General features: G+C 62.4%; 8 protein-coding genes. 2 read left to right on the top strand and 6 right to left on the bottom strand.

Features of this window, described 5'->3' with window-relative positions:
• Positions 1-57: 57 nt before the first annotated feature.
• On the bottom strand, positions 58-477 hold the full coding sequence (locus tag ACIPZF_RS18210) for a VOC family protein (protein WP_400801798.1): 420 nt from the start codon (positions 475-477) through the stop codon (positions 58-60).
• Between the two features lie 180 nt (positions 478-657).
• On the opposite strand from ACIPZF_RS18210, the gene ACIPZF_RS18205 reads away from it, so the two are divergent.
• Positions 658-5562 carry a dermonecrotic toxin domain-containing protein gene (locus ACIPZF_RS18205; RefSeq protein WP_400801797.1) on the top strand — a complete coding sequence of 1635 codons (4905 nt, stop codon included), beginning with the start codon at positions 658-660 and terminating at the stop codon, positions 5560-5562.
• 6 nt (positions 5563-5568) lie between these two features.
• On the opposite strand, the gene ACIPZF_RS18200 is transcribed toward ACIPZF_RS18205, so the two are convergent.
• Positions 5569-8073, bottom strand: coding sequence for a UvrD-helicase domain-containing protein (locus ACIPZF_RS18200; protein WP_400801796.1), 2505 nt, complete (start codon positions 8071-8073; stop codon positions 5569-5571).
• A 185-nt stretch (positions 8074-8258) separates the two neighbouring features.
• On the opposite strand from ACIPZF_RS18200, the gene ACIPZF_RS18195 reads away from it, so the two are divergent.
• The gene (locus ACIPZF_RS18195) at positions 8259-8957 is read left to right on the top strand and encodes a pirin family protein (protein WP_400801794.1); all 699 of its coding nucleotides are present in this window, start codon (positions 8259-8261) and stop codon (positions 8955-8957) included.
• A 141-nt stretch (positions 8958-9098) separates the two neighbouring features.
• Here ACIPZF_RS18195 and pgm read toward each other — a convergent pair whose 3' ends face one another.
• The 4 genes from pgm to ACIPZF_RS18175 form a co-directional block, all read right to left on the bottom strand.
• A complete protein-coding gene (gene pgm / locus ACIPZF_RS18190; RefSeq protein ID WP_400801793.1) occupies positions 9099-10736 on the bottom strand; it encodes a phosphoglucomutase (alpha-D-glucose-1,6-bisphosphate-dependent) in 1638 nt (545 codons plus the stop codon).
• 86 nt (positions 10737-10822) lie between these two features.
• Positions 10823-13084 carry an ATP-dependent DNA helicase gene (locus tag ACIPZF_RS18185; protein WP_400801792.1) on the bottom strand — a complete coding sequence of 754 codons (2262 nt, stop codon included), beginning with the start codon at positions 13082-13084 and terminating at the stop codon, positions 10823-10825.
• Entirely contained in the window at positions 13081-14730 is a 1650-nt protein-coding gene (locus tag ACIPZF_RS18180) for a VRR-NUC domain-containing protein (protein WP_400801791.1), read from the bottom strand. The genes ACIPZF_RS18185 and ACIPZF_RS18180 overlap by 4 nt, the downstream gene beginning before the upstream one ends.
• Positions 14731-14841: 111 nt before the next feature.
• Entirely contained in the window at positions 14842-15333 is a 492-nt protein-coding gene (locus ACIPZF_RS18175) for a GNAT family N-acetyltransferase (protein ID WP_400801790.1), read from the bottom strand.
• Positions 15334-15354 lie beyond the last annotated feature (21 nt).

Genomic DNA, 15354 nt, shown 5'->3' with positions numbered 1-15354 from the left:
ATCTGAAGCATAATCGCCTTTGCCAAGATATCCACTGGCCATCGACCTTGAGAGGCGTCAGGCCGGCGCTTCGATCGGGCCCTTGAGCTCGACCTGATTACCATCAGGGTCGAAACAGTAAAGCGACAGTCCCTCGCCTTCGGCGCCATAGCGCTTTTCGGCCGACTCTACCGCAACCCCTTCCGCCTGCAGGTACGCCTTCAGGGCCTGTTCGTCAAATGGCTCGATGCGCAGGCAAAAGTGATGCAGGTTACGCCCTTGCGCCCCCGGTGCCGCGCCACCCGGTTGCCCCAGCGGGCCGTCGAGCGTCACCAGGTCGATCATTGCGCTGCCGGCCGCCAGGTGCACCATGCCCAGGTCCGGGCGTTCACGGCTGACAAGGCACCCCAGCAGGTCGCGGTAAAACGCCACACTGCGCTGCAGGTCGCTGACCCGTAGCACCAGGTGATCGATGTGTTTGATGGCGAACGGTCGCATGCCAGCTCTCCTTGTGGCGGTTGTTCAGCGGCGTTCGCTACCATAGCCCAGAAACCCACTCACTGGCCATCGCCCCTATTCATTGACCCACTGGCCCGCACGCCGCCAATTAAGTACCGCATCCGGTCGCTGCTTGTGCTGTCGACTATGCCCCCCTAATTGACCAGAGTGCGTTCAGCCATGACGACCGCCCCTCCTCCCTTTCATCAGGCCCAGATACTCGATACGTTGCCAGGCTGGGTCTCGACGATGCACCCCGACCACATCGGTCGCATCGTACAGGCCGTGCGCAAGGATTACCTGGATGAAAATGGCTCGCCGTATAGTTGGTACGGCACTGCCAGCCAAGACGATCAAGCGCTGTTACAGCAACTCATGACCGACCGCGACACCCGCATCAAGGCCTTGCATGGTGCACTCAAGGATTTCAAATCCATCCGTGAATTCTGCAAGCCATTGCTGGCAGCACGGCTGGGTCTTAGTGTCGAAGTGGATCAGGCGCAATACATCCATCAGCCATCCAAGACCTACAAGCATCAGGTAAACCCACCCGGCCTGGAGATATCGCTGGGCCGGGACCAACCCCATGACCCAGCGTTATCAATGGGCGCTGACCAACCCTACCTTGCAATTCCCGACGGGCCTGCACAAAAGCGCTCGCTGCTGGAAGCCGCCCTGCATAACTTCGAAGGGCCCGAGGAAGTGGGGACCCTTGATCAGCTGACCTTAGGCCTGAACGATGGCAGATCGATACCCCTTCTAGAACCTCGGGCGTTCGTCGAGCAATGTCGGGCGCTCGATCTGGGCCAGCGATATCAAGACCATCTGCACGCCGTTTACGAGGGCTCCAACCGCGCAGAAGTCCAGCGATTGTGGACAGAGGCAACCCAGCAGGCACTCGCTGTCGAATCGATGGCCGCTTACCTCAAAGGCCTGTTGACCCTCGAAGGCCGCGCCGCGCTGGCGCAACTGTGCAACAACGAGCGTGCGCCGGCCTATGGTGATCGCCCCCTTCACTGTTGGCGAATCAGCCTGTTCGATATTGCGCTCCATGATGTGCTGCTGATAGGTCCTGATGAGGACGACCAGGCCAATCCCTGCATCCTCTACATTCCCCAGGATACCGAGCATCCGATAAGGGAATACGCATCGCTGCAAAAGGTCGGCGACTTCCTGCGTCAGCACCTGCTGCACACGCCATTTCGCCGCCAGTTGATCAGCTTCGCTGACAAGAACAGGCAAGCCGAGCTGGCCAGCATGCTGGACGACGCGGTGTTCGAGGTGAACGACTCCCTGCGCAAGCCGCGCAAGACCCCTAAAAATCTTCACTTCAGTAAAACCGGCCTGTCACTGCCCATCTGGCCTGCGCTGTACACAGACCACACGCGACGGCTGATGGCCGATGCCCGAACCATTGCGGTCCCCACCGCCGATGCGGATGCCAAGGCACGCATGGAGCGGCTGAAAAGTTGGCTCGAGCAAGGCTTGACACTGCTCAACGTGGCCGCGTTCTTCGTGCCCGGCGCGGATGTGGTGATGATGGGTGTGTTCGCTTACGACATCATGGATTCGGTGTTCACCGGATTCGATGCCTGGGAAGCAGGCGATACCCATGAAGCATTGCTGCAACTCGAATCGCTGGCCATCAATGCCGCCGCGATTGGGGGCTTCGCAGGTACAGCCAAACTGGTGAAGGCATCGGGTTTCGTCGATGGGCTGGAGAGTGTCTGGAAAGGTGGCAAACCGCGGCTCTGGAATCCCGACATGGCGCCCTATGCGAGTACACGACCGTTGCCCGTTCGAGCGCTGCCTGACGAGCAAGGGCTTTACACCGTAGGTGAAAAACAGTTCCTGTCGCTGGATGACCACCTGTATGAAGTGTCACAAAGCGCAGAGGGGCAGTGGCTCGCTCATCAACCTGGTGTCCCCGACGCCTACACCCCGGACTTGCGTTACCTGGGTGACAAACGTTGGCAGTGGGTACATGACGACCCGCTCACCTGGGACGACGCGCGGTTGGTTCGCGGGCTCGGGCAGTTCAGTGAAGCCCTGGAAGCATCGGAGCAGCTCACCGCACTGCGTATTGCCGGCGTCGATGCAAAAGCCTTGCGCAATCTCCAGATCACCGGCAAGCGCCCTCCAGCCTTGCTGACCGACATGCTGCTGCGGTTGCATGTGGACAACGAGACCCAGCACATCATCACCCGCGTGCGCCATGGGCTGGCGCTGGATGCTTACAAGAACTTCGCACTGCCGGAATTGACCAACATGCCGGGCTGGCCTTTACGCTACCGGTTGAAAGTCTTCACCGGCGCTGAAAAATGGGGCGATGCCAGTTACTTCGGGCCCGCAGAGACGCCCGACTCGTTGGAGATCGAGATCAGCCGCGCGGACCTGAATGAGGGCAATCTGAGCAAGATAGTCGCGGCCGCGATGGATGAAGACAGCTTGAGCCAGCTGCTACCTGAGTCCGCACCTGAACGGCGCTGGCGAGACCTGAATGAGCTATTGGCCAACCGTTTGACCGAGCGCCGCCAGCGTATTTTCGAGAGCATGCTCAAAGGCCATCAAGCAACGCCCAGCATCGCGATACAGACGCTCGGCCGCCAGTTTCCAGGCTTGCCTGAAAATGCCCTGGAAGAGATCGTCGCCCAGGCGCACAGCTACGAACGCCAGCGCATGACCAGTGGCCGCGTGCCCTTGCGCGTGGCTGAAGAAGCACGCTACCTGCAAGCCCGCGCCCGCGTGGATCGCGCCTTGCTTGGCCTGTACCGGCCAAACCTGGCCAATGACGATAGCCAGCTGCTGCGCGAGGCACTGCTGGCCAAACACACGCAAGCAAGCGAAACCGAGTTGCTGGACTTGGCCCTGGAAGACCGTCGAGGATGTGCCACGGCGCTTGGCCAGCAACCGATCAAGCCAGGTTTCCGTTCCCCCCTGCGGCTGGCCCATGGACGCATCGGCTACCCCCTTAGCGGTCGGCTACAGTGGCTCGACACCGCCAGTCGCAAGCTGAATCGACTGTATCCAGGCTTGACCAAAGAGCAGACAAGCGCACTGCACGCGCAGCTCCACCAGCGTGGTGACATCGGCGCCCAGATTACCGCCTTGGAGCGCGAGCGCGAAACCCTCGACCGCGCGCTTGCCCGCTGGGTAGCGCAGGGCAGCGACGCTCAACAGCCCGATCGGCAACGCCTTCGGGATGGCCTGAACAGCAGCTGGCGCCGAGACGACGGCGCCACCCTCACCCTGCAAGGCCTGGCAATCGAAACGCTGCCGTCCCTGCCCGCGCGGTTCGATCACATCACCACCCTGCAAGTGCGCAATCTTGGCATCCGGCAGATCCCTGATGACTTCTTCCAGAGTTTCCCCTCCCTTCGCACACTGCGGTTGGTGCAAACTCCACAACTGGATTTCGATCAGCTCGCCCAGGCCCTGCAACATACGCCAAGATTGCAAGGGCTGGAGCTGGGCAGCAATCAGCTCGGCGAACTGAGCGAGGCGATGCGCCTGCGCATCGGCAACCTGCATGAGCTGCGCAGGTTGAGCCTGCGCAATAATGGGCTGCAGCTCTCCGATACTGATCTGCAAACCTTGGCGCAACTGCCACTTGAGCGATTGGACCTGGAAAACAACCTGATCACCCTTACGGCTGAAATGGCCAGCCGCTTTTCCAGCCTGCGGCGGGTGACCGACCTGCGCCTGAGTCACAATCCACTGCAGCATGCCCCCGACGTAACGGGCCAGATCGGCCTGGTAAGACTGGAGCTGAGAAACTGCCAATTGACGCACTGGCCACAAGGGCTGACCGAACTGATGAATGTGCGCAATACCCAGTTGCGGTTCATTGGCCTGAGTGACAACAACATCGCCCAGACCCCCGACCTGGACAGGGTACTGAACAGTGAGTTCGCCACCGCTCTGCAAGCTCGGCAGCGTTTCATGTCCTGGGATTTGACCTTCAATCCCATCGATGCCCAGGCAGCGCAGAGGTTCAGGGCTGTTGGCGCCGAGATCGAAGTGATCGCCCCTCCCCTGGAGGCGGTCGACTGGCTGTCGGACGCCAGCGAAGCGCAGCGTCAACTGTGGGCAGACCTCTTCGCTGAGGGCGACTATCCCATGCTGCGTGACTCGGTAGAACGCGTGGGGTTTTCAGCCCAGGCACGCAAGAATCCCCAGGGCATGGCCCGACAAGTCTGGCAGTTGCTCGAAAGTGCAGCACAGGATGAGCACCTGCGCGACCGCCTGAACAGCGTGGCCGACGAGTTTCCCGCGTCCTGCGGTGATTCTGCCACCGACGGCTTCAGCACATTGGAGGTGGAAGCCTTGGCTCACGCAACCGTCAGCGAAGAATCGAGTCGCCCCAGTGTCGTGTTCAACTTCTACAGGCGCCTTTACCGCAGGGAAATGGTCAACGTGCTGAGCGAACGCCTCCAGCTTGCGCGTTTTGCACGGCGCGAGGGCCTGTTCGCGTGGGAGCGGCTGCCGACCGAAGCACGGCCACCTGCACCTGACATGCCCGCGCTCGATGAACTCGATGACATTGGCGATGAAGACCTGCTGCAGGGCGGTGTGGACCTGATCGAGATTCGTTTGGCATTGCGTCAGGAACTGGCCCAGCGGCTCAACTTCCCGGAGCCGAGCTCGGACATGCTCTATCGCGACACCGCGATGATCACCTACACCACGACCTACAAAGTCGAGGATGCGGTAAACGCGCTGGATCATAGCGCAGTGGCACGCAGACGCTGGATTGCCCGGGCACCCGGCTGGAAAAGTTATCTCAAATCGCTTTACGCCGATCAGTTCGATGAGATCCTTTTGCGCTGGAACGAGGGGCTCGAGTACTTGCACTACTGCCTGGACGCCAACGCCGACGCGGTCACTGAGCTCGACCCGCGTGTGCTGAAGGTATTGCAAGGCATCTTCACGGAATCGCCGCTGGGCTCAGATGGGCAACTGCGCCGGGTGAACATCAACAGCGGCCTGTATGAGTCGGCCGCCAACGGCATCAAAATGGGCCGCGAACTCGAAGAAGAGGCATTGCTCTACCAGCGCACTGCCATGCACGATCCGAACATGTGAAACGGCCTACTGGCCGCGCAGGTCCTCGAAGAAGTCCTGGCGTCCATCCACCTGGCTCGAAGCGCGGGGCAGCTTGGCTGTCTCCGCACTCGGCGTTTCCACATGCCAATAGCAGTGCCTGACCGCGCGAGTCACCGCAACATAGGCCAGACGCTGCACTTCTTCCTTTTGCGCCGTATCGAACGCTTGAGCATCGCCGGGCCGGCCCAGGCCAGCTTGGCGATACACCTGATTCTTGTAGGGGGAACTGGTCAGGTATTGGCAATCGCCCAGCATGAACACGGCATCCGCTTGCAGGCCTTTGGCACTGTGGTAGGTCAACTGACGCAGACGGCGCTGGTCGGCAGGCAGGCTTGCCTCGGTCTGCAGCACCGCCTGCAGGTGCTCGTGCATCAGTGCCTTGTCACTGCCCTTGCGGTACAGCAGCATCACCGACTCGCCGCGTTGGTAATGCTCGATCAGCGTTGCTCCCAACGCCGCTTCATCACGCTCGAATACCTTGACCGCAGAGCCCGGCAGCTGCGCAGCTGGCCCGCTGGCCCGCGCTTTCTTGCCGGCAATGGCCGGGGTTCCCTTGACCAGATGCTCGGCAGCGTCGATGACCTGTTGCTGGCAACGGTAATTGTCGACCAGCATCACCCGCGTATTGGCTGGCGACGGGAAGGCCTTGGTGAACTCCATGAAGTACTTTGGCGAACTGCCGCGCCACCCGTAAATCGATTGCCAGTCGTCGCCCACGCACAGCAGCGAAGCGTGCTGTGCGTTGCGCCCGGTATGCATGGCCGGGCCTCGACGGCGGATCTCCGCGAGACAGGCGCGTAGCCAGCTGACGATCTGTGGAGAAACGTCCTGGAACTCGTCGATCATCAGGTGCGCCAGCGGCCTGAGCAGCGGGTCCGGGAGCAGCTGCAGGTTCTCGGGGTTATTCTCGCCGAACAAGGCGAACATGCGGTTGTAGGTCATCACCGGCGGCGACTGGTCCATCAGCTGGGTTTCCAAGGCTTTCCAGTACAGCGCCAGGGCCTCGAAGAACAACGCGTCGCTGTCGGCTGCGGGGAAGCTCATGGCCGCGACGGCGCTATTCACTTCAAGGCCAAGGTTCTCGATGAAATTGGCGGCAGCGACGAAGGCATCGAGCAAGGGTGCCGGAGCCAGTTCGCCCTTGACCTTGTATTCGAAACCAGGGCCGGCAACCGCATTGCCGGCCAGCGATGCGGCCAGGCCGCGGGCCATGGTGTAGTTGTCAAGCCAGATCAGCGGCTTGTCGCAGAACGCCTGCAACAGCGTGCGCTTGACCGCCCATTCGGCGCGCACCGCCAGTTTGGCGCCGGGACGTTGGTATTGGGCACTCTCCGACGGGTCGAAGCCGAGCACCACCCAGGCATCGACGCCTTCCAGGCGGCCATGCACATGGAACCGGCTGCCTCTGATCTGGACTGTCTCGCGACACGGCTCGATGCCTTTGATCGGCCACGCCCCTGCGGCGAACCAGAGGTCTTCGATCACGTCGCACAGTTCTTCGTCACGCTGGGCGGCGAGCTGGGTGACCTGCACCCGCTTCTGCACATCCGGATGGTCCGGGTCCAGCGGCTTGAGTTGCAACGCCTCGCGCCGCAAGTGGGTAATGATCTCGGCGAAGCGTGGGTTTTCCCCAAGCAAGTGGCTGTAGCACTGGTTGAGCTGTTGGCGCTGGGCATCGTTCAGGCGCAAGTCGAACGGGTTGCTCTCGGCTTCGGCTTCACGCCCCACGGGCATCTCATTGCCCAGGGTCTCGAACGCCCGCACCTGGCCGAAGCCAGGCAGGCTGCGCACCAGCGGCAGGATGCGTGAGTGGAACGTGCGCACCAGCTCGCGGGCCTTGGCTGGCTGCAGGTCGAGCTGCCAGAGGGCGAACACCTGCACCAGGCGCTTGATGAAATCCTTGCGCGATTCGCGGGTGAAGGTGACCACGGTCATCGCGTCCAGCTCGTAGCCCAGATAGTGGCGCAACAGCAGAATACGCAGCACCAGCGAGGTGGACTTGCCCGCCCCTGCCCCGGCGATCACGCAGGTAGAAGGCGTGTCGCTGAAGATTAGCTTCCACTGCGCTGCGCTGGGCTGGGCCTCGGCGGGCAGGCGCTGGGCGACATCGGCTTTGAAACGCTTCTTCAGGTCGGCGCTCAGCGGCAGGCGCCAGTCATCGAATAGGTTGTCATCCTGACCGGGCACGGCAGCACTTTCGGGGCGTGAATCGCGAATCACCAGCACTTGTCGCCCTGCCTCATACCCCTCGACCCGCCCGCGCTCGAAACCTTCGCGCAGGCCATCGGCGTGGCCACTGCGTTGGCCAGTGGCATGACCCAGGAACCAGGAATCGCGGTGCTGCGCCTGCAGGTGGCTCAAGCCGCGGCCCAACAGGCGGGCGGCCAGGCGGCGAAACCAAGGCAGTTGTGCAGGCGGGGTCAGTTCGGCGGGGGCCAGGGGTTGCTCGTGAGCCACGGTCACTCCGTTGAAAATTGAATCAGGGTGCATGTTCACCGCATCGGCAAAAAATCGCCAGCGAATGCTTACAGATCAGAGGATTAGGCGATGAATCGCACAACCAACATCGGCATTTAAATCGAATTATTAGATGATAACAAGCCGATATTTACGCTTATTTTCGATCTTTCTTTGCAGCATCATTGCCTCATTCCACTGATTCAAGGAGCACGACCATGCTGCAATTGCGACCCTTCGAAGGCCTCGGCCACGCCAACCACGGCTGGCTCGATGCCCACCACCACTTCTCGTTCGCCGAGTATTACGACCCAGCGAGAATGCACTGGGGCAACCTGCGCGTGTGGAACGATGACCTGATCGCCGCCGGCAGCGGTTTCCCGCCGCACCCGCACCGCGACATGGAAATCATCACCTATGTGCGCGAAGGCGCCATCACTCACCAGGACAGCCTGGGCAACAAGGGCCGTACCGAGGCCGGGGATGTGCAGGTGATGAGTGCCGGGTCCGGTATCGTGCACAGTGAGTACAACCTGGAAGAGGTCGATACCCGCATCTTCCAGATCTGGATCGTGCCGGAGCGTGTGGGCGATGCACCTTCATGGGGTACCCGCCCATTCCCTAAAGGCGAGCGCGGTGAAGGCTTCGTCACCCTGGCCAGCGGTCGGGCGGGTGATGAAGACAGCTTGCAGATCCGTACCGATGCACGGCTGGTAGCGGCCACCCTGAAAGCAGGTGAGACGGCCGAGTACCGCTTCGACACCGGGCGCAGAGGTTACCTGGTGCCGGCCAAAGGGCTGGTGGAGGTCAATGGACTGCGGGCCAAGGGCCGCGATGGCGTGGCGATCGAGGAAGAAGACGTGCTGCGGGTGACGGCGATCGAGGACAGCGAGATCGTATTGGTCGATGTGGCGTGAATGAATGGGGCCGCTGTGCGGCCCATTCGCGGGGCAAGCCCGCTCCCACAGGTATCGCGCTGATCTCAGGCACAGCGCAGATCCTGTGGGAGCGGGCTTGCCCGCGAATAGGCTGCGCAGCAGCCACCCTTCACTAATCAATCAGGCAATCGCTGCATCCACCAGCACCTGAGCTTCAGCGACCAGGCGCTGCAGATGCGCTTCGTCGATGAAGCTTTCGGCGTAGATCTTGTAGATGTCTTCGGTCCCCGATGGCCGCGCAGCGAACCAGCCATTGGCGGTCATGACCTTCAGGCCCCCAATCGCCTGGCCATTGCCCGGCGCATGGCTGAGAATCTGCTCAATGGGCTCACCGGCCAGTTCGGTCGACTTGACCTGCTCCGGCGCCAGCTTGCTCAGCAATGCCTTCTGCCTGGCATCGGCCTTGGCTTCAACGCGGGTAGCGAACGGCTTGCCCAGGGCGGCGGTGAGGTCGGCATAGGCCTGGCTGGGATTGCGACCGGTACGTGCGGTCATTTCTGCCGCCAACAAGGCCGGAATCAGCCCGTCCTTGTCAGTAGCCCACACCGTGCCGTCCTTGCGCAGGAACGATGCACCAGCGCTCTCTTCGCCGCCAAAGCCCAACGATCCGTCGAACAATCCCTGGGCGAAGAACTTGAAGCCCACCGGCACTTCGTACAGGTCACGCCCCAGACGTGCGGTGACGCGGTCGATCAGGCCGCTGGACACCACGGTCTTGCCGACGGCCGCATCGCTGCGCCATTGCGGGCGATGGCGGTACAGGTAATCGATGGCCACGGCCAGGTAGTTGTTCGGCTGCAGCAGGCCATCGGCGGTGACGATGCCATGGCGGTCGTGGTCCGGGTCGCAGGCGAAAGCCACGTCGAAACGCTCGCGCAGGCCGATCAGGCCTTGCATGGCGTATGGCGAGGACGGGTCCATGCGGATCTGGCCGTCCCAATCGACGGTCATGAAGCGGAAGGTCGGGTCGACCTCGCTGTTGACCACTTCCAGGTCAAGCTTGTAATGCTCGGCAATCGCCGACCAGTAGCGCACCCCTGCCCCGCCCAGCGGGTCGACGCCCAGGCGCAGCTTGGCGTTGCGGATGACGTCGAAGTCGATGACGTTTTCCAGGTCTGCGACATAGTTGCTCACGTAGTCATGACGGTGTGTCGTAGGTGCCTGCAGCGCCTGCTCGTGCTCGACACGCTTGACCCCCGCCAGGCCTGCGGCCAGCAGTTCGTTGGCCTTGGCCTCGACCCACTTGGTCACGTCGCTGTCGGCCGGGCCACCATGGGGCGGGTTGTACTTGAAGCCGCCGCTCTGTGGCGGGTTGTGCGACGGGGTGATGACGATGCCGTCGGCCAGGTCTTCGTTGCGGCCACGGTTGTAGCAGAGGATGGCATGGGACACCGCAGGTGTCGGGGTGTACTCATCGTCCTTGGACAACATTACCTGCACGCCATTGGCGGCCAGCACTTGCAGGGCGCTGGCGGCAGCAGGCGTTGACAGCGCGTGGGTGTCGGCACCGATGAACAATGGGCCGTCGATACCCTTCTCTTGGCGATACAAGCAGATGGCCTGAGTGATCGCCAGCACGTGGTCTTCGTTGAAGCTCAGGTCGAACGCGCTGCCCCGGTGGCCCGAGGTGCCGAAGGCCACGCGCTGGGCCGCCACGGACGCGTCAGGGCGGCCGGTGTAGTAAGCGGTGAGCAAGCGGGGGATATCGACCAGCACGCTGGCCGGAGCCGGCTTGCCTGCCAAAGGACTGAGCGTCATGCAGAAACCTCGAGTTCAACGGATGTTGGAGTTGGAACGCGCAGTGTACTGGGAGTTGCAAGGCCATGCGAAGGGCCTGCCGCGGATTATTCGCTGGCCGTCTGCCACCAGCTGGGGAACATCCGCTGCACCCGCGGCTCGGCGAACCGCTCATCGATCAGCACCAGCACGCCACGGTCCTGATCGCCACGGATGACCCGGCCTGCGGCCTGGATCACCTTGCGCACACCGGGGTACAGGTAGGCGTAGTCGAAACCCGCGCCAAACTGCCGCCCCAGGCGTTGCTTGAATTGCTCGTTGACCGGGTTCACCTGCGGCAGGCCCAGGGTGGCGACGAAAGCACCGATCAGGCGGGTCCCGGGCAAGTCCACACCCTCACCGAAAGCGCCCCCGAGCACGGCAAACCCGATGCCCTGCCCATCAGCGGCAAAGCGCGCAAGAAAATCATCCCGCGCCGACTCATCCATGCCTGGGGCCTGCGCCCAGGTTGGTATCGCCGGATGCCGTTCGCAAAGCAGCGCGTAGACCTGCTGCAGGTATTCGAAACTGCTGAAGAAGGCCAGGTAGTTGCCCGGCTGGCGCTGATACTGCTCCGCTATCAGTGCAACGATCGGGGCCAGCGAACCCTGGCGCTCGCGATAGCGCGTGGATACCCGGCTGGCGATGCGTACTTCGAGCTGATCGGCACTGAAGGGGGCCGCCACTTCGAGCCACGCGGTGTCGGCCGGCATGCCGAGCAAGTCGGTATAGAAATGCCGTGGGCTCAGTGTCGCCGAGAACAGTGTGACGCTGCGCGCCGCTTGCATGCGCGGCGCCAGCAGCCGTGCCGGGGTGACGTTGCGCAAGCACAGGGTGGCAAGGCGCCGCTTGCGCGGGCCGTTACGCAGGCTCACATCGAACAGGAAGTGTTCGTCGAACAATTCGGCGACACGATTGAACTGCAGCGCCTGGAAGAGGAACTGCAAGGTCTGCGCATCCACTTGGGTGGGCGTTTCGTTGAGGCGCTCCTGAATCAGCCCGACGCATTGTTGCAGCGCACGCACAAACGCTTGCGGTACTCGCTCTGTCGCTTGATAGGGCGCCTGCTGATCCTTGTACAGGGCATTCCACTGGCGGTTGAGCCGATCCAGCGCCCCGGCCAGCCCTTGTGGCTTGGCTTGGCGCAACGCGAGCAATTGGCCCTGGTCGAGGCTGGCGGTGTACATGCTGCGGCCACGCTCCACCAGGTTATGCGCCTCGTCCACCAGCACCGCAACCCGCCATTGGTTGGCCTGGGTCAGGCTGTAAAGCAGGGCGTGGGCGTCGAAGTAGTAGTTATAGTCAGCCACCAGTACATCCACCCAGCGCGCCATTTCCTGCCCCAGGTAGTAGGGGCAGACCTGGTGTGCCAGGGCAACCTCCCGCAGCCTTGCGCGGTCCAGTATTGGCAGCTGCGCAGCAGCCTCGCGCGCTGCGGGCAAACGGTCGTAAAAACCCTGAGCCAAGGGGCAGGACTCGCCATGGCAAGCGTTGTCAGGGTGCTCACAGGCCCTGTCGCGGGCAATCAGCTCCAGGGTACGCAGCGCTGGCTGCGCAGTGGCCCTGGTGACCTGCTGCAGGGCGTCCAGCGCCAGTGCTCGGCCGGGGGTCTTGGCGGTGAGGAAGAACACTTTGTCCAATTGCTGGGGCGCCATGGCCTTGAGCAAGGGGAACAGGGTGCCGAGGGTCTTGCCGATGCCGGTACTGGCCTGAGCCATCAGGCAGCGTCCGGTGCTGACCGCCTTGTACAAGGTTTCGGCCAATTGCCGCTGCCCCTGGCGAAACTGCGGGTAGGGAAACGCCAGCGCCTGCAGACCGTGATTGCGCGCCGCCAGCCGCTGCTCCTGCCCTTGGGCCCAGGCGAGAAAGCGCCGGCATTGGGTTTCAAAGAACACTCGCAGTTCATCGGCGCTGTAATGCTCGCTGAGCAGCGTCTGGCCGTCGCTGTCGACGTTCAGGTAGACCAGCGCCACCTCGATGGCTGGCAATTGCCGCGCCTGGCACATCAGCCAGGCGTACACCTTGGCCTGGGCCCAGTGCAGCTGACGGTGATTGGGCGGTTGCCGGGCCAGGTCGCCGCGGTAGGTCTTGATCTCTTCCAGGCGATTGGCCAACGGATCATAACCATCGGCGCGGCCACGGACCTGCAGGCCCTCATAGTCGCCTTCAAGGGCCACCTCCGCTTCGTAGCCAGCTGCGCGCCGCGCCACCACCCGGCGATGCCCTTCGATACCTTCCTGAGCTGTAGGTGAAGGTGTGAAGCGCAAGTCCAGATCACCGACCTTGGCGCTGAACTCGCACAACGCGCGCACCGCTACGCGGTAACTCACGCCGCCAGGCTCCAGCGCACGTGGCAAACCGCCACGGGCAGGCCATGCTCGGCGCAGAATTCCAGCCACCGCAACTGGTTGTCTTGCAGCCGATCGCCCGGCCCCTTGACCTCGACCATGCGATAGCGCCCCTGCTCCGGCCAGAACTGAATCAGGTCGGGCATGCCTGCGCGATTGTTGCGAATGTCCTGTAGCAAGCGCAGAAAACACTGCTTGAGGTGCGCGGGCGGCAGGCAGGCCAAAGCCTGGGCGAGCAAGCTCTCATCGAGCATCGACCAGAACACGAAGGGGGATTGCAGGCCTTGCTTGGCGGCATAGCAGTCGAGAATGGCTTGATGATGCGTACCGTCGTCGAGCCGCCCCAGACAAGCATCGAAGTAAGCGGCGCGGCGCTGCTGGAAATCGCAATCGTGCAAGTCCTGGGGCGCGGACTGAAATGGGTTGAAGAACGCACCGGGGACCGGGGCGAAGATCGCCTCCCAGCACAGCAGGCCGAACAGGCTGTTGAGCAGCGTATTTTCAACGTAATGCACCTGCCCCCCCGCTTGCGCCAGGTGTTGCCGAACAGCCTCTTCGACACCCAGCATGGCGTGCTCGTGCGGCAACTCCAGTTCGATCACTTGCGCGGCAACCGAGCGCCGCCTTGGCTGTGGCGGCCCGCCGAGCTTGCGGGCCAAGCGCGGCAACATGCGCTGCAGCGCCTGAACTTCCAGAGCGTTGGCGGGGGCTTGCGCGACCTGCAGGGCCAGTGCATGCGCCTGCGGCCAGCGTTCGCTGCGCTCCAGCACGCGCACGTGGCGGATGCGTGCTTGCGCATGACCGCACTGGGCATACACCGCAAGCGCCTGGTCCCAGTCACCGAGACGCTCGCACTGCTGGCCGAGGGCAAACAGCAGGCGCGCATGGCGCCGGGCAAGCCAGGCGTTGTCACTGTGCCAGCCTGCCAGGGCGGCAAGAATCGAAGCCGGTTCGTCGCCCTGCTCCAGCCGCTCGGCGCACTGGTGCAACGCCATGGCCAGGTCGACTTCGCTACGTTGCTGCAAGGCGCGCGAGCTGGAACTGAACGACACCTGCTCGAAGCGCAGCAGGCCGAGATCGGCCAGCACGAAGTCTGACCAGTCCTGATACAGGTTGCCGAAGAACAGCAGGCGCATGCGGTCGCACAGCGGCTGCAGGCACCATTGCACGATGCTTACCGGAGGCTGGGCAAACCATTCGGACAACGGCCTTGGGCCCAGTGCCAACGATTGCAGCTGCACGCGCAGGTCGGCCTTGGAGGCGCGGGGTCGGCTCAATTGCCCGGCAAAACCGCAGGCAAGCTCATCCTTGCGCAGCAGGGCAAACAGCTGTTCCAGGCTCAACTGCTCAGGTTCGCGGACCCATCCCAAGGCTTGCAAAGGCTGCAAGGCGCTGGGGGTATCACCGATTTCGGGATAGTCGAGCCGGTCGCTGCGAAACAACTCACCCTTGCGCATCACCATACGCACCAACAGCGCCTGGGCGGGCGCCTGCAACGCGGCAAAAGCCTGCAGGAAGGCCAGCTCTTCTGCGTCGAGCAAATCGGCGTAGCGCTGTTCGACCCACAGCAGCACCTGGCGGAAGTTATGCAGGTAATACAACGGGTCAGTGACGGAATGGGCGATCACAGGCGGGCGCAGGCAGTAAAATCGGATACTGTTTATACATACAGACATACCGTACTGGCAAGCGCCACAAGTCAGGTCGGCAAGGCGCCGACCAATGGCATGACGACGCGGTCAGAGCGTCATGATCATTTCATGCCAGGCCATGCCGCCGTGGTCGGAGGGCGACGGCCGCACATATTGGTAGCCCATCTTGCCGTACAACTCGACATGCTGCTTCTTGCACATGAGGTGAATGGTCTGCTTGTCGAGCGCTGTCATCCGCTGGATAAACGCAGTCATCAGGACTTTCGCATAGCCTCTGCCCTGAAAGTCAGCGTCGACGACCACCGACATGATCACCACATTGGGGGCAACTGGATCATGGCCCACCAGTTCCTTGAATGCTTCGTCGGACATGACCACTTCGTGAGCGCAGCCACTGTTGATGAAGCCCACGATCTGGCCGTCGAGTTCAAGAACGAGAAAACCTTCGGGGTATTGCGCAATACGGGTACGAATTTTTTCCAGGGTTGCGGCTTCATCCCCTTCATACGCACCGATTTCGATCTGGTAACAGCGTTCGGCGTCCTGGATGACGGGTTGGCGCAAGTGCGTGCTGCTCATGCCTTAGGCTCCTGATGTTCG

The organism is Pseudomonas sp. NPDC089752 (assembly GCF_044748725.1).
Taxonomy (GTDB): Bacteria; Pseudomonadota; Gammaproteobacteria; order Pseudomonadales; family Pseudomonadaceae; genus Aquipseudomonas.
The sequence above is the reverse complement of the archived record's forward strand: the minus strand, read 5'-3'. Positions and strand labels throughout refer to the sequence as shown.